This window comes from Acinetobacter sp. TY2 (assembly GCF_046269225.1).
Taxonomy (GTDB): Bacteria; Pseudomonadota; Gammaproteobacteria; order Pseudomonadales; family Moraxellaceae; genus Acinetobacter.
In genome coordinates this window covers 41,579-66,190 of sequence record NZ_JBJZOR010000010.1, presented here as the reverse complement: position 1 = coordinate 66,190, position 24,612 = coordinate 41,579, and the positions used below count along the sequence as shown (strand labels likewise).

23 protein-coding genes are annotated in these 24,612 nt (G+C 36.8%); 15 read left to right on the top strand and 8 right to left on the bottom strand.

From position 1 onward, the window contains the following. The first annotated feature begins 221 nt into the window (after positions 1 to 221). The 6 genes from ACK1JC_RS08330 to ACK1JC_RS08305 all read left to right on the top strand — a co-directional run bounded on the left by ACK1JC_RS08330 (position 222) and on the right by ACK1JC_RS08305 (position 6,529). Positions 222 to 2,861 carry a bifunctional aconitate hydratase 2/2-methylisocitrate dehydratase gene (locus tag ACK1JC_RS08330; RefSeq protein ID WP_409511398.1) on the top strand — a complete coding sequence of 880 codons (2,640 nt, stop codon included), beginning with the start codon at positions 222 to 224 and terminating at the stop codon, positions 2,859 to 2,861. 95 nt (positions 2,862 to 2,956) lie between these two features. Further along, the gene (locus ACK1JC_RS08325; protein ID WP_409511397.1) at positions 2,957 to 3,676 is read left to right on the top strand and encodes a hypothetical protein; all 720 of its coding nucleotides are present in this window, start codon (positions 2,957 to 2,959) and stop codon (positions 3,674 to 3,676) included. Beyond that, the gene (locus tag ACK1JC_RS08320; protein ID WP_409511396.1) at positions 3,673 to 4,008 is read left to right on the top strand and encodes a hypothetical protein; all 336 of its coding nucleotides are present in this window, start codon (positions 3,673 to 3,675) and stop codon (positions 4,006 to 4,008) included. Before ACK1JC_RS08325 ends, ACK1JC_RS08320 begins: the two co-directional genes overlap by 4 nt. Positions 4,009 to 4,078: 70 nt before the next feature. Further along, positions 4,079 to 4,300 (top strand): hypothetical protein, encoded by a 222-nt coding sequence (locus tag ACK1JC_RS08315; protein ID WP_409511395.1) that lies wholly within the window; start codon positions 4,079 to 4,081, stop codon positions 4,298 to 4,300. A gap of 292 nt (positions 4,301 to 4,592) precedes the next feature. Then, positions 4,593 to 5,816, top strand: coding sequence for a sodium/glutamate symporter (gene gltS, locus ACK1JC_RS08310; protein WP_409511394.1), 1,224 nt, complete (start codon positions 4,593 to 4,595; stop codon positions 5,814 to 5,816). 500 nt (positions 5,817 to 6,316) lie between these two features. Next, positions 6,317 to 6,529 carry a hypothetical protein gene (locus tag ACK1JC_RS08305; RefSeq protein WP_409511393.1) on the top strand — a complete coding sequence of 71 codons (213 nt, stop codon included), beginning with the start codon at positions 6,317 to 6,319 and terminating at the stop codon, positions 6,527 to 6,529. Positions 6,530 to 6,589: 60 nt separating this feature from the next. Here ACK1JC_RS08305 and ACK1JC_RS08300 read toward each other — a convergent pair whose 3' ends face one another. Next, a complete protein-coding gene (locus ACK1JC_RS08300) occupies positions 6,590 to 7,075 on the bottom strand; it encodes an Lrp/AsnC family transcriptional regulator (RefSeq protein ID WP_409511392.1) in 486 nt (161 codons plus the stop codon). Between the two features lie 276 nt (positions 7,076 to 7,351). Further along, a complete protein-coding gene (locus tag ACK1JC_RS08295) occupies positions 7,352 to 8,707 on the bottom strand; it encodes an amino acid permease (protein WP_409511391.1) in 1,356 nt (451 codons plus the stop codon). 284 nt (positions 8,708 to 8,991) lie between these two features. Between ACK1JC_RS08295 and ACK1JC_RS08290 the strand changes: the two genes are divergently transcribed. The 4 genes from ACK1JC_RS08290 to ACK1JC_RS08275 all read left to right on the top strand — a co-directional run bounded on the left by ACK1JC_RS08290 (position 8,992) and on the right by ACK1JC_RS08275 (position 14,082). Further along, a complete protein-coding gene (locus ACK1JC_RS08290) occupies positions 8,992 to 9,975 on the top strand; it encodes an ion transporter (protein ID WP_409511390.1) in 984 nt (327 codons plus the stop codon). 564 nt (positions 9,976 to 10,539) lie between these two features. Beyond that, positions 10,540 to 11,460 (top strand): LysR family transcriptional regulator, encoded by a 921-nt coding sequence (locus tag ACK1JC_RS08285; RefSeq protein ID WP_409511389.1) that lies wholly within the window; start codon positions 10,540 to 10,542, stop codon positions 11,458 to 11,460. Positions 11,461 to 11,746: 286 nt separating this feature from the next. Then, positions 11,747 to 12,754 carry a diguanylate cyclase domain-containing protein gene (locus ACK1JC_RS08280; RefSeq protein WP_409511388.1) on the top strand — a complete coding sequence of 336 codons (1,008 nt, stop codon included), beginning with the start codon at positions 11,747 to 11,749 and terminating at the stop codon, positions 12,752 to 12,754. Positions 12,755 to 12,882: 128 nt separating this feature from the next. Next, positions 12,883 to 14,082: a CynX/NimT family MFS transporter gene (locus ACK1JC_RS08275; protein ID WP_409511387.1), complete on the top strand. Its 1,200-nt coding sequence runs from the start codon at positions 12,883 to 12,885 to the stop codon at positions 14,080 to 14,082. A gap of 89 nt (positions 14,083 to 14,171) precedes the next feature. On the opposite strand, the gene ACK1JC_RS08270 is transcribed toward ACK1JC_RS08275, so the two are convergent. Further along, on the bottom strand, positions 14,172 to 14,624 hold the full coding sequence (locus tag ACK1JC_RS08270; RefSeq protein ID WP_409511386.1) for a DUF441 domain-containing protein: 453 nt from the start codon (positions 14,622 to 14,624) through the stop codon (positions 14,172 to 14,174). A gap of 218 nt (positions 14,625 to 14,842) precedes the next feature. Between ACK1JC_RS08270 and ACK1JC_RS08265 the strand changes: the two genes are divergently transcribed. After that, positions 14,843 to 15,565: a pseudouridine synthase gene (locus ACK1JC_RS08265; RefSeq protein ID WP_409511385.1), complete on the top strand. Its 723-nt coding sequence runs from the start codon at positions 14,843 to 14,845 to the stop codon at positions 15,563 to 15,565. Between the two features lie 4 nt (positions 15,566 to 15,569). Here ACK1JC_RS08265 and ACK1JC_RS08260 read toward each other — a convergent pair whose 3' ends face one another. The 4 genes from ACK1JC_RS08260 to ACK1JC_RS08245 all read right to left on the bottom strand — a co-directional run bounded on the left by ACK1JC_RS08260 (position 15,570) and on the right by ACK1JC_RS08245 (position 18,069). Beyond that, on the bottom strand, positions 15,570 to 16,013 hold the full coding sequence (locus ACK1JC_RS08260) for a GNAT family N-acetyltransferase (protein WP_409511384.1): 444 nt from the start codon (positions 16,011 to 16,013) through the stop codon (positions 15,570 to 15,572). Positions 16,014 to 16,108: 95 nt separating this feature from the next. Further along, positions 16,109 to 16,420, bottom strand: a complete 312-nt coding sequence (locus ACK1JC_RS08255; RefSeq protein ID WP_409511383.1) for a type II toxin-antitoxin system RelB/DinJ family antitoxin — start codon at positions 16,418 to 16,420, stop codon at positions 16,109 to 16,111. A 104-nt stretch (positions 16,421 to 16,524) separates the two neighbouring features. Further along, on the bottom strand, positions 16,525 to 17,403 hold the full coding sequence (locus ACK1JC_RS08250) for an RluA family pseudouridine synthase (RefSeq protein ID WP_409511467.1): 879 nt from the start codon (positions 17,401 to 17,403) through the stop codon (positions 16,525 to 16,527). A gap of 33 nt (positions 17,404 to 17,436) precedes the next feature. Then, the gene (locus ACK1JC_RS08245; RefSeq protein ID WP_409511382.1) at positions 17,437 to 18,069 is read right to left on the bottom strand and encodes a hypothetical protein; all 633 of its coding nucleotides are present in this window, start codon (positions 18,067 to 18,069) and stop codon (positions 17,437 to 17,439) included. Positions 18,070 to 18,248: 179 nt separating this feature from the next. Here ACK1JC_RS08245 and tsaE point away from each other — a divergent pair, with 179 nt between their 5' ends. From tsaE to hfq, 4 genes are all read left to right on the top strand, one after another. Continuing rightward, positions 18,249 to 18,713, top strand: coding sequence for a tRNA (adenosine(37)-N6)-threonylcarbamoyltransferase complex ATPase subunit type 1 TsaE (gene tsaE, locus ACK1JC_RS08240; RefSeq protein WP_409511466.1), 465 nt, complete (start codon positions 18,249 to 18,251; stop codon positions 18,711 to 18,713). 95 nt (positions 18,714 to 18,808) lie between these two features. After that, positions 18,809 to 20,860, top strand: coding sequence for a DNA mismatch repair endonuclease MutL (gene mutL / locus ACK1JC_RS08235; protein ID WP_409511381.1), 2,052 nt, complete (start codon positions 18,809 to 18,811; stop codon positions 20,858 to 20,860). A gap of 6 nt (positions 20,861 to 20,866) precedes the next feature. Beyond that, on the top strand, positions 20,867 to 21,811 hold the full coding sequence (gene miaA, locus ACK1JC_RS08230) for a tRNA (adenosine(37)-N6)-dimethylallyltransferase MiaA (protein ID WP_409511380.1): 945 nt from the start codon (positions 20,867 to 20,869) through the stop codon (positions 21,809 to 21,811). A gap of 90 nt (positions 21,812 to 21,901) precedes the next feature. After that, the gene (hfq, locus tag ACK1JC_RS08225) at positions 21,902 to 22,423 is read left to right on the top strand and encodes an RNA chaperone Hfq (protein WP_409511379.1); all 522 of its coding nucleotides are present in this window, start codon (positions 21,902 to 21,904) and stop codon (positions 22,421 to 22,423) included. A gap of 108 nt (positions 22,424 to 22,531) precedes the next feature. On the opposite strand, the gene ACK1JC_RS08220 is transcribed toward hfq, so the two are convergent. Continuing rightward, positions 22,532 to 24,526 carry an esterase/lipase family protein gene (locus ACK1JC_RS08220; protein ID WP_409511378.1) on the bottom strand — a complete coding sequence of 665 codons (1,995 nt, stop codon included), beginning with the start codon at positions 24,524 to 24,526 and terminating at the stop codon, positions 22,532 to 22,534. Between the last annotated feature and the right edge of the window lie 86 nt (positions 24,527 to 24,612).

Below are 24,612 nucleotides of genomic sequence, written 5' to 3'. Positions count from 1 at the left end.
GTGAATTTCGGCATCAAATGAAAAGTTATTTCAATGAATATGTTGTTTAATATGACAATCAGATGAATATTTATTTATAAAATAATGGTCATCACGAATTAACACGATCTTTGCATTAACTTTTGGCTTGATTTTTAGTAAAATTTGACTGTCCATATTGCCTGTGAAGCTTTTGACAAGCTGGAATTCAGAGGCAATTTTTTAAAAAAGAGGAATAAACCGTGCTAGAAGCTTACCGCCAACACGTTGCTGAACGTGCCGCACTCGGAGTCCCACCGAAGCCACTTGACGATGCTCAAACTGCTGACTTGGTAGAGTTGTTAAAAAATCCACCAGCAGGCGAAGAAGCATTCTTAGTCGATTTACTTGAAAATCGTATTCCAGCAGGTGTTGACCAAGCTGCATACGTAAAAGCTGCTTTCTTAACAGCCGTTGCTAAAGGCGAAGCAACTTCACCATTAGTTTCTAAAGAACGTGCGGTTTACTTACTAGGTACTATGCTTGGTGGTTATAACGTTGCACCTTTAGTTGAATTACTTGATGATGCAGAGCTTTCTGGTTTAGCTGCAGAAGCATTGAAAAAAACGCTTCTAGTATTTGATGCATTCCATGACGTTGCAGATAAAGCAAAAGCGGGCAATGCCAATGCACAAGCTGTTATGCAGTCTTGGGCAGATGCTGAATGGTTCACGACTCGTAAAGATGTTCCAGAAGAAATTAAACTTACAGTTTTCAAAGTAACTGGCGAAACAAACACAGACGACTTGTCACCTGCACAAGACGCTTGGAGCCGTCCAGATATTCCATTGCACGCAAATGCAATGTTGAAAAATGAACGTGATGGTATTAATCCAGAAGTTCCTGGTGAAGTTGGTCCACTTAACCAAATTAAAGCACTTATTGCACAAGGCAACCAAGTTGCTTATGTTGGTGATGTTGTTGGTACAGGTTCAAGCCGTAAATCTGCAACGAACTCAGTTCTTTGGTTCTTTGGTGATGACATTGCGCACATCCCGAACAAAAAAGACGGTGGTTATTGCTTAGGTTCTAAAATCGCTCCGATTTTCTTCAACACAATGGAAGATGCTGGCGCATTGCCAATCGAAATTGATGTTGCAAACATGAACATGGGCGACGAAATCGTTCTAAATATTGATCATGCTGCTGCTAAAGTAACTGCATCTAAAAACGGTGCTGTGATTGCTGAAGCTGAATTGAAAACGCCAGTTCTTCTTGATGAAGTTCGTGCTGGTGGCCGTATCAACTTGATCGTTGGTCGTGGCTTAACGACTAAAGCGCGTGAAGCTTTAGGTCTTCCAGTTTCTACTTTGTTCCGTGCGCCAGTTCAACCTGCTGCAACAGGCAAAGGCTTTACTCAAGCACAGAAAATGGTTGGTCGCGCTTGTGGTCTTCCAGAAGGTCAAGGTGTACTTCCAGGTACTTACTGTGAACCTAAGATGACGACTGTTGGCTCGCAAGATACAACTGGTCCAATGACACGTGACGAATTGAAAGACTTAGCTTGCCTAGGTTTCTCTGCTGATCTAGTTATGCAATCTTTCTGTCACACAGCTGCTTATCCAAAACCAGTTGACGTTCAAATGCAACACACGCTTCCTGATTTCATCATGAACCGTGGTGGTGTATCTTTACGCCCAGGCGACGGTATTATCCACTCTTGGTTAAACCGTATGTTAATGCCGGATACAGTTGGTACAGGCGGTGACTCACATACTCGTTTCCCAATTGGTATTTCATTCCCAGCGGGTTCTGGTCTTGTAGCATTTGCTGCAGCAACTGGTGTTATGCCACTTGATATGCCTGAATCTATTCTTGTGAAATTCAAAGGTAAAATGCAGCCTGGTATCACACTACGTGACCTTGTACATGCAATTCCTTATGTTGCGATTCAACAAGGTGATTTAACTGTAGAGAAGAAAGGTAAGAAAAACATCTTCTCTGGTCGTATCCTTGAGATCGACTTAACAGAAATGGAAAATGACCTGACTGTTGAGCAAGCATTCGAACTTTCTGATGCTTCTGCTGAACGTTCAGCTGCTGGTTGTTCAATCACGCTTTCTGAAGAGAAAGTTGCTGAATACTTGAAATCTAACATCACAATGTTGAAGTGGATGATTTCTCAAGGTTATGGCGATGCTCGTACGATGGCGCGCCGTGTTGAAAACATGGAAAAATGGTTGGCTAATCCATCACTTCTTAAAGCTGATGCTGACGCTGAATATACGAAAGTATATGAAATTGACCTTGCGACAATTACTGAACCAGTTCTTTGCTGTCCAAACGATCCAGATGATGCAAAATTGTTATCTGACGTTCAAGGCGTGAAAATTGACGAAGTATTCGTTGGTTCATGTATGACAAACATTGGTCACTTCCGTGCTACTGGTAAGTTGTTAGAGAAAGTTCCTGGCGGCGTGTTGAACACTCGTCTTTGGATTGCTCCTCCAACTCGTATGGATGAACACCAATTGATGGAAGAAGGTTTCTATAACATTTATGGTAAAGCTGGCGCGCGTACTGAAATGCCAGGTTGTTCATTATGTATGGGTAACCAAGCACGTGTAGCACCGAACACAACTTGTGTTTCGACTTCTACGCGTAACTTCCCGAACCGTTTAGGTCAAGGTGCGAACGTTTATTTAGCGTCTGCTGAACTTGCTTCTGTTGCTGCGGTACTTGGTAAATTACCAACACCTGCAGAATATCAAGAATATGCTGCTCAAATTGACAGCATGTCTGCTGACATCTACCAATACTTAAGCTTCGACAAGATGGGCGAGTATACAGATGCTGCTAAAGATATTGATACCAAGAAAATTGCTGCTGCTCAGTTGACTTAATCGTTAATTGATTCAAAAGTAGTTAAGATAAGGGCTGAGAAATCAGCCCTTATCTTTTGGAATAATAAAAATCATTTTATAAATTTTGGTGCATTATGAATATAAAACAAAACCTATTTAACTTGTACACTAATAAGTGGGATAAATTTGCAGATCAGTTAGAAAAGAATAATTATCAATGTAACTTTGCAATGCCATTTTTGTTAGATGTGCCTGATTCATTAGAAAATAAATTTAAAATTATGATTTATGGTCAAGAAACTTGGGGATGGCATGATGGGTCAAGTTTAAATAATTGGATTGAAAAAGGAATGCTTGGTTATAAAAAATTTTTTCTGGAAAAAAAATTTTATAGCGGTTATCAAAAAAGCTCCTTTTGGCAAGCATTTAGGTTTTATGAAAAACATATTCCTGAAATTTTAAAACTGAAAGGAATTACTCAAGAGCCAGTTTTTATATGGAATAATATTTGTAAACTAGGGTTAGGTAATGAAAAAACAGGAATTAATGAGTTAAGTCGAACTTTAGAGCAGAAATACTTTGATGTTATTAGGGGGGAGTTTGAAATAATTAAACCTGATCTAATTATTTTTTTAACAGGACCTACTAGAGATTGTGATATTAAATTTAACTTTCAAGAAGCTCAATTCACACAAGCCGTAGATTCTTTATCGCAACGAAAAATGGCATTGATTGATATAAATGGAATAGGTGGATTACGTTTGTATCATCCTGCTTATTTTAGTGGGTTTAATAAAGTATATAAAAAAGAATCATTATTGGTCCTTGAAAAATTGCTTAATAATCGACTATGAAAATAGGCATTTTTTGGCATTATCAAAACCAAATCATAGGCATTGCACATGATTTTAACTTATCAGATCAAGATTCACTTGGTCTGATTGATAGTGCTTATGTTCATGTTAAATATTGGGAAGAGCTTAGAAATCAAATAGCAGCGTTACGACATATAGAATATGAGGAAATTCCACGAGGTCGTGTCATTTATAATAGCCTAAGCAAAAAAACCATTGTTTATATGGATGCCAAACTCCTTAAAAAGAGTATTGCTCAACAAATTGCAACGTTTTTTGAACTTTATTTTGATGATGTGATTTGGCAAAAAGACCTACATTATAAAACCTAACCTTTACACTTTATTCAAATCATCGTTTAATCACGCTATGTTTTAGTGATTGAAAAAGTTGATGTAACAAATGGCAAAACAAGCACGATTTTTATGTATTGGTGGCTTTCTGAATGGTTCAGCTTTGAAAGATCAAGGTGAGAAATTTGAATGTGTAGAAAGCTCAAAGCAAGTGACGTATCGAAAATCGGAAATTTTTCATCCTGATTTAAGAGACGATAATTATTATGTTTGTGAAACCACCACCGACCAGCAAGCTAAAAACTGGGTGTATGATATAGATTCTAAGTAATTTTTTATTCGGACTCTATATCGTTAATTTTTAAATTAAATACTCAAAGGTTTTTACTTTATCGCAATATCTAACTATAGAATTTTTAATGCATAAAGCTAAATTATAGACATTGCCCATGATTTTAATAAATTAGATCAAGATTTTGGTCTAATTTTCGATATTTTTCCTTTGTGTAGTTTTTATAAATAATTATATTAGTATAAGTAAAATATCAAAGTGGAAAATAAAGTCCTGTCCATAACGTACTAATCCGTTTAAAATTAGATAAATAAGACTTATTGGATATCGTATGAATTATCAATTCGATGCCTTCATGACCATAGTTGCTGCCGTTGCAGTACTCCTTGTTGGTTATATATTTGTCAACAAAGTTAGCATCCTGAAGAAATACAATATTCCTGAACCTGTTGCAGGTGGCTTAGTTGCGGCTTTAATTACCTACTTATTATTCAAAAGTTTTAATGTTACGGTTAATTTTGACACTAAAATTCAGCAAATATTTATGCTGATGTTTTTTACCTCTGTAGGTTTAAGTGCAAGCTTGGTTAAACTCAAAGAAGGAGGTAAATCACTACTTATATTTTTGGTTTGCGTGGTGATTTTTGTCTTGCTGCAAAATGTAGTCGGTATAAGTCTTGCTAAAGCTTTAGGTTTGGATCCTTTGATGGGTTTAATTACAGGTTCTATTACTTTAACAGGTGGGCACGGCACAGCGGGAGCATGGGGAACGGTTTTTGAGCAGGAACATGGCGTACAAGGGGCTATTGCCTTAGGTATGGCGAGTGCTACATTTGGTTTAGTCATTGGCGGTATGATGGGTGGGCCAGTGGCAAAATTCCTAATACGTCGCTACAAATTGGCGGAAGAGCTTTCCCCTGAAATAGGTCGAAAAGAAGCTCCACCTGCATCACAAACAGCGCCGTTCGAGTATCCAGAAAAGACCCGCTTAATTACAGCCGATGATGCGGTAAAAACTATGGGGATGTTCGCCATCTGTATCAGCTTTGCTTACTTCATGACAGCACTGGCTAAAGGACAGTGGTTTGAATTACCCACGTTTGTTTGGGCGCTAATGTGTGGTGTAATTTTACGTAATATTTTAGAACATGGTTTGAAGGTTCAGGTCTTTGAGCGCTGTATTGATGTCTTTGGTAATGCCTCACTAGCACTGTTTTTAGCCATGGCATTAATGTCATTACAATTATGGCTCTTGGCAGATTTAGCAGGGCCTTTAGTCATTATCTTAATTGTTCAGACGATATTTTTGGCACTCTATTTGTACTTTGTGACTTTTCGCATTATGGGCAAAAATTACGATGCAGCTGTACTTTGTGCAGGGCAATGTGGCGTTAACTTAGGGGCGACACCAACTGCGATTGCTAATATTCAAGCAGTAACCAATACTTATGGCGCATCACATAAGGCCTTTTTGATTATTCCACTGACTGGGGCATTTTTCGTAGATATTGTGAATGCTTTTGTCATTCAATTTTCAATTGGTATTTTGAGCTAATAGTTCTAATTTTATCCTAAAAATTAAAAAGCACCTCAAGGTGCTTTTTTTAATCTTATTTTTGGAATGATGATGTAAATAATCTAAAGATAGACATTAAAAAGCCCCATTTTCAGGGGCTAGTCGTATGTGCATCTAGGGCACATACTGTAGAGGCTCATCTCATACTAAGAGTATTAAAGCATAAATTGGAGTATTTATCACGGAATATTTTCTTTTAATATTGGTTATAAATATGAATAGTAAAAATAAATTTATGAAATAATTAACATTAATAATATAGAAGTTTAAATATAAAAGAATATAAGTAATTATTTATCAAGAAAGTATTCTTTGCTTATTGTTATTAGGTTCTTGAAAAGTTGATTCAATAAAATTTACAATTTTTTTAAATTAAAATGCTACCGAAGACTGGGAAATAAAGACTATGGAAAAGATATCCTACATCTATTCATTTTTTGGAAACACGAAGCTTATATTGTAATTTTAGAGCGAAATAAGTGGAATACGGTATCTTTAGTGCATTAAATATTTTAATTTATGGGCGTTGTTTTTCGATTGCACAATTATTGTTTAAATTACTCAGTGTGGAAGTTTTTGCTAAGCTTACTTTAACAGCGGGAATACTTGTAGTTATTATTGTGATTACAACATTGGTTATTCGTGAATATTTTTCTGAGAAAAAACTTAAAAAATATGGGTTTATTGATTAGCCGTTTATGGTAGATCAAGACCATATTGATAAGTATATGGTCTTGATCTACATTATAGAATTACTCAATCATCATTAAGTCAGCACTATTGGCTATTTTAAGTGGTCTTAATGCAAAGATAGTCCGAGTATGGCGAATTCCTTTCATTGAATATAAATTTTTACGTAAGAATCGCTCATAATGCTCTGCATTTTTCACAGCAACTTTAACCAAATAATCATAATCACCTGTGACTAGGTGTGCTTCTACGACTTCGGGCATATTGGCTAAAGCATCACTAAAATCTTCTAAAATTTCATCATCATGACGTTCAAGCGTAATTTCAATGAAAAATAACTCATCGATACCAATCGCTTTGGGATTAATATTTGCTGAATAACCTTCAATAATTTTTAAATTTTCAAGGCGTTTAACTCGTGTCCAACACGGTGAGGATGATAAACCTACCAAATCTGCAAGTTGTGCAATGGTCAAACGACCATCTTTGTGAAGTGCCGATAAAATTTTTCGGTCAATTTTGTCTAGAGAGTATCGGTTGTCATTCATATCGATTGTCACAAAAAATATTTTCAAAAATGATTGAAAAAATGAAATTTTATTCTGAAAAATAGAAAGATAAAACCTAAATTCGGGAAACATTCTATAGTGCAGCGTATTAAAATAATCCTATTCAATCAAAGGCATTTGGGAGATTGGCTTTGATTGTATGCAATGCATCTTTAGCGGAAGGGTGCCACTCAAGATGCATTGTGTACCTCAATTTTATTTTCAAGACTTTGCCGATTAGCATGCAATATAGTATTGCAATTCAATCATTTAATATTAAGATTTCACTCTTTTTTGTTTTAACCAATAGGCTAAACTTAAACATGAAATCCAGAGTGGAATCAGCAAAACTGCAATACGCATATCGGGCGTCATCCACATAATACAAAGAATACCGAGCATAAAAATAACGCAGATATAATTACTCAGAGGGTACATGAGGCTTGGAAAAAGCGTCATTTTTTGTAATTGAATCATGCGCTTTTTAAATTTCAAATGAGTCAGTGATAACACCATCCAATTGATCACAATGGCAGAAACAACAAGGCTCATGAGCAATTTGAAAGCTTTGTCTGGAAATAAATAATTTAATAATACACAAATTGCAGTAACCAGTGCTGAGACTAAAATAGCAGTATAAGGAATACCACGCTTATTGATTTTACTTAAAAATTTTGGCGCATTGCCTTGTTCTGAAAGTCCGAGCAACATGCGACTTGTGCCATAACTCGTACCGTTATAAACAGAAATTGCTGCAGTGAGTACTACAAAATTGAGTACAGTTGCTACGCCTTGGCTGCCCAAAGAATCAAAAATTAAGACAAAGGGGCTACCGCCTTCAGCAATTTGGTTCCATGGAAACAGTGACAATAATATAAAAATAGTCAAAATATAAAATAGCAAAACACGGTAAACAATTTGATTAACAGCTTTAGGAATGGTTTGCGTTGGATTTTTGGTTTCTGCTGCAGCAATACCAACCAATTCAATGCCACCAAAAGAGAACATGATAATTGCCATTGCCATGACTAAGCCTGATAAGCCATGAGGGAAAAAGCCACCCAAAGCCCACAAATTACTCACAGAAGCTGTTTCTCCTGCATGACCACTTGCGAGTAAGTATGCGCCAAAACCAATCATACCGATAATGGCTAAAATTTTGATGATGGAAAAGGCAAATTCCATTTCCCCAAAGACTTTTACATGCATCAAGTTAATGATATTGATAAAAATAAAAAAGCCTAAGGCAGAAACCCATGTTGGAATTTCAGGCCACCAATACTGTACATATAAACCAATTGCACTCAGTTCAGCCATACACACCAAAACATTGAGTACCCAATAATTCCAACCTGACATAAAGCCTGCAAATGGGCTCCAAAATTTATAGGCGAAATAACTAAAAGAACCACTCACAGGTTCTTCTACGACCATTTCACCTAATTGACGCATCATGAAAAAGGCAATAAGACCTGCAATGGCATAACCTAGAATTACAGATGGGCCAGCAAGTTTAATGGTTTGTGAAATACCGAGAAAGAGCCCAGTACCAATAGAACCACCTAAGGCAATCAGCTGAATATGTCGATTGCTTAGCCCGTGTTTAAGTTGGCTTTGCTGTTGAGTAGACATCAATAATCCATGTATTTTGCAAAAAGATAAAAAGGTGTAAATGTACTTGTCGTTGGCATTAGTCGAATTACAATAAAACGGCAAAATTTAAACGCTATAACTATAATTATTTTTTATGGAATAATGAAATTTTATTTATGAATAAAAAATGACTGTTTGTATTTTGAGCGCAATATGCGGTTTAAAACTGCATTAGAAATAAACATTCATTTACCGTGGGTAAATTTGTCTTTTACTCGTGTGCCGATTAACATAATGGCTTAGAAAAAATAAAAGCATGGCACATGAGATTGACCGTTTGGTATACCCTCCGTAAATTTGTTTATGACAATCTACATGATGAAGAAAATGAAACGCTATTTAGTCGTTGTATCAACTATGCGTTGATTGGTTTGATCATTGGTAATGTCATTGCGGTCTTACTTGAGTCAGTTAATCAAATTTATAAAGATTATCAATGGTATTTTGATATTTTTGAAAATATTTCTATCCTGATTTTTACAGTGGAATATATCTTACGTTTTTGGAGTGTGGTCGAGAAAGATCCATTCGATTCGGAATGGCATCAACGCTGGAAATATATCACGAGTGGAGCCGCGATTATTGATTTACTGGCTATTTTACCCGCATATATCAATTTCTTTGTACAAATAGATTTACGATTCTTAAGAACACTGCGTCTATTACGCTTGTTAAAGCTCACTCGTTATTTTGTGTCCCTACAAATTTTGTTGCGTGTCATTGAGCGTGAAAAAGGTTCATTTCAAGCGGTTATTTTTATTCTTGGTATTATGATTGTGATGGCGGCAGCAGGTATTTACGTGGTTGAAAGTCGGGCACAACCTGAAGTTTTTAGCTCGATTCCTGCGTCTATGTGGTGGGCTGTGGTGACATTGACCACAGTTGGATATGGCGATGTGACACCCATTACACCTGCGGGGCGATTTTTAGGTGCGCTAATTACTATTCTTGGGGTTGGTTTAGCCGCTTTACCTGCAGGTATTCTGGCAAGTGGTTTAGCGAGTGAGTTAGAGCAACGTAAACAACAATTGGAAATACGCTTTCGTGATTTATTATTAAATTGTGAAATCGATATTATTGATGATTCACAAAAGATTGATCAAATTCGTAAAGATGTTGGCCTATCTGTTGATCAGACTAAAGAAATTGTTTTACAACTGATCAATGAACGTAAAGAAAAAGAACTTTTAAAGGAGAAAAGCAAATTTTGTTTTTGTCCTAATTGTGGTTATAAATTACCTGATTAGCTTTTGTAAAATAATGAAAGCATTAATTCTATATTGGTATTTGTTTAAGCCAATAATTAATCAAAAAAGATTTTATTGATTATATGAAGTGAAATTTTTAAATGTATGGCAAGAAATTTCGCCAAATAAGCACATTATTGGGAAAAATTAATAAATTGAACAAGGTGATAATTTAAATGAAATTTTTTTAGATGCAATATTTTGATAGTTGAGTTCTCTTTATGAATCTTTAAAAAGTATTGTAGATATCAATGTTTTTATCTTTAAAGAAAATTGCCGTCATATCTAATTCTTGATTCAAAATATTTTCAGATATTATTGTTTTGACTTTTAGATAAAAATTATTCATGTATTTTATGAAATTGTTGAAAAATGTTCACCTGTAATTTTGTTCATTAAATTCATGTCATACTGAATATTATTTACTTTGTTGTTTAGTTAATTGGATCTCACTGAAGACTTAGTTCGATAATTCACTTGAAGTATTTTACTTCATCGAGACATTCAAAGTATTGCTTTGAATTTTTACTCAGATAAAGCTTTGCTTTATGGACTCCCTCGCTCATGCTAGAAATTCGTCACCTTAAAACCTTAACTGCCTTACGTGAGCATGGCTCACTTGTTGCTGCTGCCAATGATCTATGCTTAACGCCATCAGCAATTTCTCATCAACTCAAAGAGTTAGATCATTGGTATGGGGTAGAGGTGGTCAATCGCCGTTCACGTCCTGTGACATTTTCCAATGTTGGACAACGTTTACTGAAACTCGCTGATGATGTTTTGCCACAAATTCATATTACACAATCAGATATTACTCGGATTGTGCATGGGCAAACGGGACGTATTATTTTTTCATCAGAATGTCATAGTTGTTTTGATTGGTTGATGCCATTGTTGAATCAATATCGCCATCAATATCCTGATGTAGATCTCGATTTTGCTTCAGGTTTTGAGGCAAACCCGCATGAATTATTACAAAACGGTGAGTTTGATTTACTCATTACCGCAGATCCTATTGCCTTAAAAGGTATTGAATATTTTCCAATTTTTGAATATGAATCACGTTTGGTTTTGTCAAATACCCATCCTTTGGTACGTGCTGAACAAATTACCGTACAAGAACTTGCAGAAGAAACCCTCATTACATATCCTGTCGATAAACATCGTCTAGATATTATGGCGAAACTTTTTCTTCCTGCGAACATTCAACCGAAACATATTCGTACAACCGATTTGACGCAAATGCTGATTCAATTGGTTGCAAGTGGGCGAGGAATTGCTGCATTGCCTGATTGGGTAGTCAATGAATATGAGCAGAAGGGTTGGGTAACATCACGACGTTTGCACTGCGTTGGAAAAACAGGATTACGCCGTACTTTATATGCAGGTTATCGTATTGAAGAGATGGAAAAGAGCTATTTTGAAGGATTTTTAAAACAACTAGATAAATTTGCACAAAAACGTCATCAATATTACAGTGCTTAAATATTCAATAAAAAGCCTTTTCCTTTAAAACGGAGAGGGCTTTTTATTATGAATTTGTTTTTGTTTAAAATAACTATTTTAAAAAATTTAATAATATTTGACTAGATTTAGAGTTGTAGTATTAAGAATGACTTTACCTGCGATATTTGGGTTATTTAATCTCTAACCGTGATAATAGTTAAAAAGTGGATATACTTTAAACAATAACCATTTTAAAATATCACATGAAATCTAACTCATTTTTAGATTTTAATTTTAAATCGATCAGATGTATTTAGGATGATCTATGTCTACGCAACCAAGCTCGCAACAATTAATGACCGTGATTCAAACCCAAACTGCCATTGCTAAATTGGGTTTAGACCTTAATGCGGTAATGACACTTGTTGCTGAGCAAGTTCAAGATATGACACAAGCCAAAGGTGCGATTGTTGAGCTTGCTGAAGATGGTGATATGGTTTATCGAGCAGTGTCGAATGGTGCAGATCAGTTTTTGGGCTTACGTTTAGGCATGCATAATAGTCTGTCAGGGTTGTGCATTGAACAAAATAAAACGCTGTATTGTCAGGACAGTGAACATGATGTTCGCGTAGACCGTGAAGCATGTCGCCGTGTCGGGTTACGTTCCATGGCAGTTGTACCTTTGATTCATGCAGGCGAACCTATCGGCGTATTGAAAATCTATTCAGAACGGGTTGATGCTTTTCAAGAAAGTGATATGAATTTATTGGGGCTTATGTCTGAACTAATTGCAGCAGCCATGTATCACGCTACTCGTTTTGGAGAGCAAGAACTTTATAAACTTGCGACACAAGATCATTTAACAGGGCTTGCCAATCGTGCATTATTCCTAGATTGCTTGCGACAAGGAGTTGAGAAAGCGAAACAAGCAGGTAAAGTCTTGGGCATTTTAATGATTGATATGGATGGGTTAAAACCAATTAATGATCAATATGGACATCGGCTTGGCGATGAGGCTCTCAAAGAAATTGCCCGTAGAATTGTTAATAATACTCGTCAAAATGACTTGGTTGCCCGTCTAGGCGGAGATGAGTTTGCTGTGATTTTAAGTTCAGTTGCCGATCAAGAATTAGCAACATCTGTGATGAATCGGGTTGCACAAGTATGTGGCTTACCCTTTGTGTTTGAAAATATTAAATTAACCATTGGTGCGAGTGTTGGCTTGGCATTTTACCCTGTGGATGCAGCTGAACTTAACCAACTGATTGAATGTGCAGATCAAAAAATGTATGCGCACAAACGACAGAAAAAATCTTTGAGTTTAAGTATTTAAGTTTAGGGATGTATTATTCCTTTCTTTCTCTTAAGAAAGTCATGGCACAAGATTTTCAACCAAGAAAAATTTAAAATTACAGTGCTTTTTCATATATAGTGTAAAAATCATGTGAAAAGATTGTGTAAATGTTCGGTCGCTCTAAGGATATATGGATTATTTGTGCAGGCTTTATTGCTGCAATGCATATTGGAAAATTACCGCCAGTTGTACCTGTTTTACAACAAGAATTACAGATTAGCTTTTTTCAAGCAGGTTTGCTGTTGTCCTTGGTACAAGGTGCAGGGATGTGTTTTGCCTTACTTTTTGGTAGTTATGTAGAAAAATTGGGGTTACGCCGTTGTATTGTTACAGGATTAATGCTGCTGACGAGTGCAAGTATTTTGGGCAGTATAAGCCAAAGTGTAAGTGCATTACTTTTCTTAAGAGTTATTGAGGGTTTTGGGTTTCTATTAGTGACGACAAGTGCGCCTGCATTGATCCGTCAAATTACATTACCTGAGCAAATTAATAAAAAAATGGGGCTCTGGAGTGCCTATATGGGCGGTGGTATGGGAATCGCTTTATTGTGTACGCCCTATTTATTTTTGTTTATGGGATGGCAGGGGGTATGGTTGTTCTTTGCAATGCTGTCCGGACTGATTGCATTCATTATTTATATTCAAATTCCTGAAACGCCTCGACATAGACAAACTGTAGATATTCAAAAACTCATTGCTATGACCTTAAAACATTCTCCTGCATGGTTGTTAGCACTGATGTTTGGTACTTATGCAGGACAGTGGTTGGGTTTGGTCGGATTTTTACCGACTATTTATCAACAGAATCAAATTTCATTACAAATGGCAGGTGTGCTGACGGCTGTTGTTGCCATGAGTAATGCTGTAGGCACTGCATGGTGTGGCGTGTTACTACAACGAGGTATACAGGCAAAATTGTTGATGCAATTTGCTTATGTGGTCTTGATGGTCTGTGCGATTGCTTTTTATTGCTTTAAGCAATTTTTACCTTTTATCGTACAATATGTTTTAGTGTTGAGCTTTTCGTTATTCGGAGGCTATATTGCTGCGATTATTTTCTCTCAGGCAATTCATTTTGCAGCTAAGCCAATTGCCATCAGTACGACAATTGGTTTGGTTTTACAGTTTTCATCTATTTCTCAGTTCATTTTACCCCCAGTAATTGCATTCATTGTTTCAATTTCCGCAGACTCTTGGTTTTGGGTTGGAATCTTAATGGCGACACTATCAGGTTTCGGTATGATTTTATGTCAAAGACTATTTCATCCCAAAACGCTAAATCTTCAACGTGATGCAATTGTTGAGTAAAATTACTTAATTAGTATATAAATACAATGAGTCAATTAAGGCTGGGGTGCTAAGACTAGATTCTTAATATAGGGGTTAAGCTAGATCTATTAAGACTGTCCAATCAATAAAGAGAGTAATCCTGCTGCAATGAGTGGACCAACAGGCACGCCACGTAACAACGCAACGCCTGCAACTGTACCAATCAATAAGCCTGCGACTACATTAGGCTGATTACTCATCAATTTAACACCACGTCCACCAAGCCATGCCACTAAAAGTCCAATGGCAATCGCAAGTAATGACTTCCAACTTAAAAAGGATTTGAGAATTTCCTCTCCTGGGATTTTACCACTTGCAATAGGTGTGAGTACGCCAATGGTTAAAATAATAATACCGACTTCAAGTCCATGAGTTTGTAGTAATGGGAAAAATTGACTCAGTGGTGTGATTCTGAAGACAATCAGCACACCTGCGGCAATGGTGACAGCCGTATTGTGACTGAAAATTCCACAGCCAAGCAACACTAATAAAACAATTAAATTTAAATCGAGATGGGACATATCAACTTCGATAACAAGGACAGCATATTATTGTAACGCTTTTTACTCGCTAGATTGAATTTGAGTTGAGTAAAATGATTAAGACTGAGCATAAAGATTGAAGTTAAGTTGCTAGGGATAGTGGTGTTCAATACTGCGTATAAGATTCTACACGAGGTCATGCCCTAGATCGGGTACACTACCCAGATTCAGAATGTATAGATTCAAAGGATTATGCCGTGTTACTCGAAAAAATGTTGCAATCACAGGGTTTTGGCTCTCGTAAACACTGTCAGCAATTGATTAAAAACGGTGCTGTGACTATCCATGGTGAGGTGATCAGTGATCCTAAGTTTAAACTGGATTTAAATGAATTGACTTATTCGGTCTATGGTCAGACGTGGCAATATCGTGAAAAGGTTTATATTGCGCTAAATAAACCACAAGGTTATGAATGTTCACACCAGTCGACGCATCATTTTAGTGTATTTGATTTATTTGATGATGTATTACTTAACCGAGGTTTACAGTGTGTGGGGCGACTTGACCAAGACACTACAGGTTTATTAATTTTGACTGATGATGGCCAATTTTTACAAGCTTTAACCCATCCTAAAAAGCATGTGCCTAAAGTCTATCAAATGCAAACAGCTGATCTCATAAACACAGAACAGATGGCTCAACTTGAAAGTGGGGTTGAGTTACGCAATGAAAAAGGTATTTTTGCTGCAACAGATGTTAAAGCATTGGCAGAAAGTAAATTACAAATGACTGTACATCAAGGGGTTTATCATCAAGTGAAGCGTATGCTTGCTGCCGTAGGCAATAAAGTTGAAAGTTTACATCGTGCACAAGTTGGTCAACTTAGACTTTCACAATTGGCAGAAGGTGAATGGACGTATTTAACGGAAGCACAAATACTTGCAGCTAAAAACACACTTGAGACATTGGTAGACATTTAGTCGTTTATTTTAGGAAGCAGTGATAGGTCTGAAACTCACTGTCTCTAACAAATCCCATCTGTTCATATAATTGGTGGGATTGATGGTTATTTTTTTGTGTTTCAAGGCTAATGCGCATAGCATTTTGCTGTTGTGCAAATAAAATTGCAGTATCAATCAATTGTTTTGCAGAACCTTGTCGGCGATATATAGGTGTTACGTAAACATCATCTAAAATATAATACGTTGAACAAGCAACTGAAGAAAATCCAAGATATAACAGCACAAAACCTGTAAAGGTTTCATCTTTTACATGAATAAAAATGACACTTTGTTGATTATCAAAACGTTGTTTTAGAAATTGATGAGATTGTTTAATATTGGATGACGAACCATAAAATTGACGGTATTCATCGAAAAGAACAGCGAGTTGATTTAAATCTTCTTGAACAGCACGACGAACAATCATTTAAATGCTCCTTGCAGTTAATTTTAAACTCTGCATTGAGCATAACCAAAAGTGAACGCTAGAAATTTAAAAAATTGTTTAAAAATGCAACACTGTTAAGTTTTGTCGCTTTCATTCAAAATTGCATTCAACTCTGCAAAAATATCATCATCAATTGTAGTATCATCCATTGTTTCTGATGAAAGGGCAGTGGATTGTTCAAGCTTTATTTTTTTTAATTTAAGTAATTGTTCCATATTGATACTTTGATTTTCAATTGCAAATGGAATCGATTTTGTCAGTACGACTTGTTTGAAAAACAATCTGACTGCTTGAGCAGGTGTAATTCCCAACTGCTTAAAAACAGCAAAAGCCTGTTTTTTTTCTTGTGAATCAAGTCGTACTTGGTAGACTTCAGTTTTTCTCATAATTACAGCCAAACAGATTTAAATTCTCAGCCTATTTTAATCAAATTTGCTGTAATTTCAATCGAAAATAGATAAAAAGTATACTTACTGTCATTACAATGGAATCACAATGTCAATTCTTTATTGGAGTGGAAGTGCATAGGTTGTTGTGTGATTGGATCTAAAAAGTATATTTCTTTAGCAAGCAGTTGTAGCGGCGCACTAAAATCGGCTGCATCTTTATGAATGACTTCAGGGTAAAACGGGTCATTCTGAATCGGAATATTCAAGGAATTGAGATGGACTCTAAGTTGATGTTGTTTACCTGTGATCGGTTTAAGTTGATATTTTGCCCAAGATTGATTGTGTTCAAGTAGATTAATTTCAGTGCTTGAATTTACCTGACCGCTAACAATTTTCATCGTATAAAAAGGTTCGCCTTTTTCCATACGTAATTCAACAGTTTGAGGGAACATTAATTCAGCATAATAAGGTGCAATTGCATGATAAATTTTTTGCACTTTTTTTTCTGCAAATAATTGTTGATAGATACCACGGCTACTTGGCTTTTTAGAAAATAAAACCACACCTGCTGTTTCTCGATCGAGTCGATGAATGGGGGTTAAGTCAGGGTTATTGATGGTTTTTTTAAGTCGAACCAATAGTGTTTCCTGAACATATTGCCCCGTTGGACTTATAGTTAAAAAGTGAGGTTTATCAACCACCAATAAGTCCTCATTTTCAAATAGAATTTTTTCTTGAAAGGGCACAAAAATTTCATGTGCTAAAAAGCGATAATAATAAATATGGGTATTGGCTTGAAAGGCACTCTCTAATGTTAAAACATTGCCTTTTAAGTCAAAAATTAGTTGATCATTGAAGCGTTGTTGCCACTCTGTGACTGTAATATGTGGAAATTGTTCACACAGATAGTTAAAAATAGTATTGAAATATTGTGTAGTTTCAGCCAAAAAAACTTTAGATGCAGTGACACCATTCAGCATTGGGGGAGTAAAATCGATGGTTTCTTGCACAGTTTAATGTTCCAAAGATTGAGCAGTTGGATGAAATTTTGGCGTAAAGCCATGACGAAAGGCATTCACTAGAGAAATAGGGGTAAGTACTTTAACCATCGTAGTTGAATCAAATTCAATTGTTGTTTGATAGCCTGTAAATGACCATGTTTGATAAAGTTGATTAGCGACAATCATCACTGCTTGGTCATGCCATTCAAAACAAGTGCCAATCGGAAGTTCTGCCAAAGTTGTTTGAAATGTCACTTTTTCGTGTGCAGAATTTATGCGTTCAAGGTGAAGCTGTTGATCGATGTCTGAAAGCTTAAATTTTTGACCTGAGGCATTGGCATTGACCCAAGCTATTTTAAATTGATTACTACGTTCACGTTGACATTCTGCACATGGGCGATGTCCTGCTGAAAAAGCAGTCGCTTCATCTAAAAAGAAGAGTTCTGAATAGCGTCCTTCACTGAAAATTTTTCGTGTATTACCTTTAAAAGACAATACACAGCTAATCCAAGCCTTGAGCTTCCAAGGGCGAACAATTTGCTGAGATTTATTGTGTAATACGCCTCGATTTCCCATTCGTGTTGCTGTTTTTACAGGATTTTGGTTAAGCCTTGACCACGGATCTACTCTGTTTTGTAAAGTCATGATCAATCCTAAAAGTTGTAAAGAAAATACGAGTTATAATGCGCATTTTACCACGAATAGCATAGTGAGTTATTCATACAGCTATACGCAAATAAGAAACATTATCTTAGGCATTATCTTGGGTATTTGGCATGTGTAATGCTATCATATTGCCGAGTTCAAATCATGTTGTTAGTACAATGCAATATTCATGTAAATTAAGTCTAAGCAATGAGCAAGATACACAAAAAATGGCGGCTATATTGGCGCAGTCCATTGCAAAGGGCGTGATTTATCTTATCGGTGATTTAGGTGCAGGAAAAACCACACTGACCCGTTATTGGTTGCAAGGACTTGGGCACAAAGGTACAGTAAAAAGTCCTACCTATACCTTGGTTGAGCCTTACAATATACAGGGTACAGACGTTTTCCATTTCGATTTATATCGTTTAAATGATCCTTATGAAATGGAATTGATGGGCATCCGTGATTATTTGGATGTGCCAAATGCTTTATTTTTATTTGAATGGCCGTCTAAAGGTGGCGATGAAATTCCGCAAGCAGACCATATTATTGAAATCCTAAAAACAGAGGATGAAATGGGGCGTGAAGTTCAAATAAGCAGTATTTCTGAAGATTTAATCAGTGCCTTAAAGGTGCTTTAAAAGTCTATTAAAAATCTCAGTGAATAAAGTATTCTGCTTTTAAAAGAGATGATCGTTTATTTATTATGCCGTCCATTCGAAATTGAGGTTAATGCATGCAGCGTGAAGAAATCAGTGTCAGACGAATTCATACGCTCAATGCAGCACTTGCGAACCAAATTGCTGCAGGTGAGGTGATTGAGCGTCCGTCATCCGTGGTGAAAGAATTACTTGAAAATTCGATTGATGCGGGCGCAACAGAACTGATTATTCGGATTGCACAGGGTGGCAGTACGCTGATTGAAATCATTGACAATGGTCGTGGTATTCATGCCGAAGATTTAGCGTTGTCCGTGACTCGGCACGCAACGAGTAAAATTCAAACGGCAAATGATTTACACGCTATTATGAGTTTAGGTTTTCGTGGTGAGGCATTGGCATCGATTGCTGCGGTTTCACGTTTGACTTTAACGAGTAGTCAAGATGATTCAGGTGTAGGTTATCAGTTAGAAGTAAATGGTACAGCTTTTGATGGGCAGGATATTCAAGCAGTAGCGACACAGCAGGGTACGCATATCCGCATTCAAGATTTATTTTTTAATGTGCCTGCTCGTCGTAAATTCTTAAAAAAACCCACCACAGAATTTGGTCATATCGAAGAAATTGTGCGTCGTATGGCATTGACACACTTTGATATTCGCTTTGTTTTGGAACATAACGATAGTATTCGCCTTAATTTACCCATTGCAGACAGTGGTGAATTACGTTTTCAACGTGTTCAACAATTGCTTGGGCGAGCATTTACTGAAAACGCATATTGGATTGATGCTGATAGTATTAGTATGCGTTTGTCAGGGTGGCTAGGGCATCCTTCTGATGCACGCTCGCAGGCAGATTTACAATATGTGTATGTCAATGGACGCATCGTAAAAGATAAAACCATTTCACATGCTTTACGTATGGCGTATGACGGTATTTTGCATGGACATCAACATGCAGCATATCTGTTATTTTTAGAAGTTGAACCTGAAAATATTGATGTCAATGTGCATCCAACAAAACATGAAATTCGTTTTTTAAATCAACGTGAAGTACATGAGTTTGTACGCCATTTTGCCAAAAATACGTTGTCTCAATTTCAAACAGCAACGGCTGATTTGTCAAGTGCAATGAAACAGTCTGAAGATGCTTCTGTGCATTGGCAGCCACAGCCACGAATTCAAGAACAATTTGCTTTGCATCGCAATGTGGAATCACAAAATACAGTTAATATACAAGATATAAATAGCCTAAGTAGCACTAACGGTCATGCTTGGCAAGCAGATTCTTCTGAGTCAGCAGAACGTCAAGCGGCATCTCAAGATGGACTCACTGAATTTCGTAGGAATGTACCCATGTCTACAGGTGTGCAACCAGTATCGTATGCGTCTCAATCAGATTCACGAGCGAATTATCAAGGTTCTCAACAACTTAATAATGCACTTAAAAGTTATTTAGCTCCTTTGAGAGAACAATCGAGTTATTCGCCTGAAAATTCTAGTGAAGATTCACCAACGCAATTAAAGCAAAATCGTGTGGATGAGTTTCCGCTTGGGATTGCAATTGCACAATTACATGGCATTTATATTTTAGCGCAGAATACAGAAGGGCTGATCATTGTCGATATGCATGCTGCACATGAGCGAATTTTGCTACAGCAAATGAAAATGGCATGGGATAAACCTGATTTTTGGATATCACAACAATTACTCATTCCTAAAGTCATCAGTATTACGCGCATGCAAGCGACTCGTATCGATGAATTAAAGCCACAATTAGAACGACTTGGACTCGATATCGACCAATATGGCGATGAACAAGTCATTGTTCGAGGTGTACCTGCCATTTTACATAAAGCAGATTTTGGCTCGCTCGTGCCTGAGTTGCTGAATGATCTTGACCCCAATGATGAAGCACAGGCATTGCAACAAAAACGTGATCATTTACTTGCAGGCATGGCATGCCATGGTGCAGTGAGGGCACACCGAATGCTGAGTCTATCTGAAATGAATGCTTTACTGCGTCAGATGGAACAAACTGAATTTGCGAGTCAATGCAATCATGGTCGTCCGACATGGAGAGCTTTTCCATTGTCACAGCTTGATAAATTATTTGCTCGAGGAGAGTAGTTTTACATGTCAAATCAATTGCCCGTCATCAATTTAATGGGACCGACAGCCAGCGGTAAAACGGCTTTGGCTTGCGAACTGTATGAGCGTGGTAATTATGAGTTGATCTCTGTCGATTCAGCGCTTGTTTATCAAGATATGGATATTGGCACCGCAAAGCCAAGCAAAGAAGAACAGGCGCTTTATCCGCATCATCTAATCGATATTATTACGCCACTTGAAGTGTATTCGGCTGCAGAATTTGTGGAAGATGCATGTAAATTAATTGATGAAATTCATGGCCGTGGTAAAACACCGATTTTAGTTGGTGGCACAATGCTGTATTTTAAAGCACTGCTTGAGGGACTTTCGAGTAATTTGCCGAGTGCGGATTATCAAATTCGTGATGAGATTGTAGCAAAAGCAGATCGAGAGGGTTGGCAAGCGATTTATGAAGAGTTAAAAAGCGTTGATCCTTTGGCAGGTGAAAAATTTAAAGTCAGCGATAAGCAACGTATCATTCGTGCTTTAGAAGTTTTTAAAATTACAGGGCAGCCAATTACAAAATTACAATCAGAGCAACCTCGAAATGTACCCTACAGATACAGTTTTCATAATTACGCGCTATTGCCAGATCGCTTAGAATTACATAGTCGTATTGAGCTTCGACTGAAAAACATGTGGGAAATCGGATTTTTAAATGAAGTTGAAGAACTTATGATAAAATACGATCTAAATGAAAATCTTCCTTCAGCTCGATCAGTTGGTTACAGGCAAGCAATCGATTTTTTACTAAAGAGTGACAGGAGTCACAAAAGTAAGTTGGAGATGGAAGACAAATCATTGTTTGCGACACGACAATTGGCTAAACGTCAATACACATGGTTACGTTCTTTGCAAGAAGCACACCAATTTATAACTTTTTCAACAACAAGGCAGGCTCAAGAAGACTTGCGAAACTTACATAGATAAAGCAAAATTTACACACTGTCTTTTTTATAAATTTTAATTGAAAAAACAAAGGCAGTTTTTGCGCTGATTTTAAATTTTTTGGAGTATAAAATGTCTAAAGGTCAAACTTTACAAGATCCGTTCTTAAATTCTCTCCGTAAAGAACGCATCCCAGTTTCCATCTTCCTTGTAAACGGTATTAAATTGCAAGGTCATATTGAATCTTTTGACCAATATGTTGTTTTATTAAAGAATACTGTAAGCCAAATGGTTTACAAACATGCAATTTCTACGGTTGTTCCTGCACGTAACCCTCGTCCTGCTGGCGCACCTGCTGGTGCTCCGGGCGCTGGTGCTCCAGGTGGCTTTGGCGGTCAACAAGGTGGCTTCGGTGGTCAAGGTGGCTTTGGTGGCGGTCAACAAGGCGGCTTCGGCGGTCAAGGTGGCTTCGGCGGTCAACAAGGTGGCTTCGGTGGTCAAGGTGGCTTCGGTGGTCAAGGTGGTTTTGGTCAACAAGGCGGTTTTGGTCAACAGGGTGGTTTTGGTCAACAAGGTGGTTTTGGTGGTCAAACTTCTGACTTCGGTACTGAAACAAAATTTGAAGATTCTCAAGATGACGAAAACAATCGTTAATTTGTGAGATATATTTACACCTTATGTTAAGGGTGTATGAATTCTCGAAAAACACCCGATAAATTTATCGGGTGTTTTTTTATGCATTCATTTTGAAAAAATATAGTTTTACGGTTTATATAGACCATGATCAGTTAGGTGAAGTTTTAAAATACGACGTAATTCCAATACGGCTTCAGGTGTTTCCTGAATAGAGTGTCCGCCTTTAATAATTTTTTCAGACACAGCACCATCTAAATGCGAACTCCGATAAGGCACGATACCATCAGTCATGATGTCAGGATCATTGCTGTTAGTAATGTTGCCCATAATTGAATGATAAATCATGCCTTTTTTCGGCATGACATTCTCAGTTAACTGTGTGAATTTTGAATTATGACTTAAATCACTTGGACCATTTTGAATAAGACCACCATCAATATCTTTGAGAATTTTTTTAGGATTAAGATTTTTTTCATCTATCGAGTCTGCTAAAGCACCTAAGAATGCCCCTGGTAGTTTAATGACTTTACGTGCAGCACGTGTAAACCAACGGTCTGCATAGTCTGTACCCCGATGCGGTGTTGAAATAAAGATTGCACGATTAAAATTGGGAACAGATTGAATATTCAAACGAGCATTAAAAACGGGATCATCTTTAAAACGATTGAATTGTCTGTTTTTTAACATTTTTTGAGCATTATTTGAAAGGTTTTGGTCACTGACCAATAAGCGAGCGATGATTCCACCCATGCTATGACCAATTAACACAGCATCTTTTGCCGAAGCTGATTTTTGATCAATACTTTCAAAGCCTTGATTAATAATCGTATTAATTTGGAAGCGACTTTCTAAGATTGGCATATTAGTAGAATAGAAAATTTGCCAGACTTGATAATGCTCACGTAAAGCATTATCCCCCATAATATCATTGGTTAAACGAATCCATGCTTCTGGACTGCTTGCGAGACCATGAACCAATACAATGACTTTTTTATTCGGGTTATAGGGTTCAAGCATATATAAATGTGGCATGGTTAAGCGCTTATCACGATCAATCAGGCTTAAATAGGCTGCTGCCCCCAAATTGTTTTCTGCTAACCAAAGCCCATAAGGTGCAGAAAAATTGGCTGCTAGAGGATAACTTTTTCCACTGACATCAATTTTTTCAGTGCTGTAAGGGTCAAAAACTTTTAACTTGAAATTAGGGTTGTGTAAGATGCTGTCAACTGACTCATTTCCTTCAGGCTGTGCAGTGATGGAAACTGCCAAGTAGCGAGGCTTGTGAATATTGGGGTTCATGCCGTTACTGTATTTATGGTGTACAGGATCGACAATATATTTATCTTCTTCAGCTTTTGTTGGCTCTTTTAAGATGGTGACAAATTCAGCACCAAAACCATCACGTCTATTGATAGAGCGTAGACCTGAAAAGTTCATATTGTATGTAGATAATAATGCTTCTGGAATATTTTTTTCTAATTCGGGATAGTGAGAAAAATCAAATGTATATGTACTATTTCCTGCTTTAATCACGGATGGTGATTTTGTATTTTGAACTTCAAGAGCAATAAATTTTGCTAAAGCCTGATTGTAGAAATCTCGAATTTGAACCTGACGGTTATTAAAAATACGGTCTTGAGGTTGTCGTTCAGTTTTAAATAAATAAGCATAGCTGTAGCGAATGCTTTTATCGAGCATAGAAAGCTGTTGTGCTTGGCAATCATCATAATTTTTTTGGATGATTTTTTGTTTTTCTTCGGACTTATGTTTGGCGACTAAACTAATTTTACAATTTGAAGACGATGCCAAGGTTAAAGCTTTCGTGAGATAAATTTCACTTGCTGTGGAGAATAGTTGTTCATCTTGAATTTCTTTAATTTCATCGAGTTCATCAATGCAACGATCAGGTGCTTCAGTACAACTTTTCGCTTCACGACCTGTCATCGATAATACATTAAGGCTTGCTTCACTCATTTTTGAGCGTGTCAAAATACTGTCGCGCTCATTAGCAATCGTGACATTAATTTTTTGATTTTTGACGCTAACGACTTGACAGCCACTGAGTAAAAGTGGGCTAAAAACAAGAAGTGTGAGCAGTATATTTTTTTTAGAATGCCGCATATATATGATCTGACAGATAGTACTTTCAGATCATACGATATTTATAAGAGATTTCAATTTTATTCTAAAGAATTTTGCTAAAAAAA

Bases quoted from the DNA above. Each gene is read 5' to 3' on its own strand.
- ACK1JC_RS08325 (WP_409511397.1), top strand. From the start codon at position 2,957: ATGAATATAAAACAAAACCTATTTAACTTGTACACTAATAAGTGGGAT.
- ACK1JC_RS08320 (WP_409511396.1), top strand. From the start codon at position 3,673: ATGAAAATAGGCATTTTTTGGCATTATCAAAACCAAATCATAGGCATT.
- ACK1JC_RS08315 (WP_409511395.1), top strand. From the start codon at position 4,079: ATGGCAAAACAAGCACGATTTTTATGTATTGGTGGCTTTCTGAATGGT.
- gltS (WP_409511394.1), top strand. From the start codon at position 4,593: ATGAATTATCAATTCGATGCCTTCATGACCATAGTTGCTGCCGTTGCA.
- ACK1JC_RS08300 (WP_409511392.1), bottom strand. From the start codon at position 7,075: ATGAATGACAACCGATACTCTCTAGACAAAATTGACCGAAAAATTTTA.
- ACK1JC_RS08295 (WP_409511391.1), bottom strand. From the start codon at position 8,707: ATGTCTACTCAACAGCAAAGCCAACTTAAACACGGGCTAAGCAATCGA.
- ACK1JC_RS08290 (WP_409511390.1), top strand. From the start codon at position 8,992: ATGAGATTGACCGTTTGGTATACCCTCCGTAAATTTGTTTATGACAAT.
- ACK1JC_RS08285 (WP_409511389.1), top strand. From the start codon at position 10,540: ATGCTAGAAATTCGTCACCTTAAAACCTTAACTGCCTTACGTGAGCAT.
- ACK1JC_RS08280 (WP_409511388.1), top strand. From the start codon at position 11,747: ATGTCTACGCAACCAAGCTCGCAACAATTAATGACCGTGATTCAAACC.
- ACK1JC_RS08275 (WP_409511387.1), top strand. From the start codon at position 12,883: ATGTTCGGTCGCTCTAAGGATATATGGATTATTTGTGCAGGCTTTATT.
- ACK1JC_RS08270 (WP_409511386.1), bottom strand. From the start codon at position 14,624: ATGTCCCATCTCGATTTAAATTTAATTGTTTTATTAGTGTTGCTTGGC.
- ACK1JC_RS08260 (WP_409511384.1), bottom strand. From the start codon at position 16,013: ATGATTGTTCGTCGTGCTGTTCAAGAAGATTTAAATCAACTCGCTGTT.
- ACK1JC_RS08255 (WP_409511383.1), bottom strand. From the start codon at position 16,420: ATGAGAAAAACTGAAGTCTACCAAGTACGACTTGATTCACAAGAAAAA.
- ACK1JC_RS08250 (WP_409511467.1), bottom strand. From the start codon at position 17,403: ATGCTGAATGGTGTCACTGCATCTAAAGTTTTTTTGGCTGAAACTACA.
- ACK1JC_RS08245 (WP_409511382.1), bottom strand. From the start codon at position 18,069: ATGACTTTACAAAACAGAGTAGATCCGTGGTCAAGGCTTAACCAAAAT.
- tsaE (WP_409511466.1), top strand. From the start codon at position 18,249: ATGCAATATTCATGTAAATTAAGTCTAAGCAATGAGCAAGATACACAA.
- mutL (WP_409511381.1), top strand. From the start codon at position 18,809: ATGCAGCGTGAAGAAATCAGTGTCAGACGAATTCATACGCTCAATGCA.
- miaA (WP_409511380.1), top strand. From the start codon at position 20,867: ATGTCAAATCAATTGCCCGTCATCAATTTAATGGGACCGACAGCCAGC.
- hfq (WP_409511379.1), top strand. From the start codon at position 21,902: ATGTCTAAAGGTCAAACTTTACAAGATCCGTTCTTAAATTCTCTCCGT.
- ACK1JC_RS08220 (WP_409511378.1), bottom strand. From the start codon at position 24,526: ATGCGGCATTCTAAAAAAAATATACTGCTCACACTTCTTGTTTTTAGC.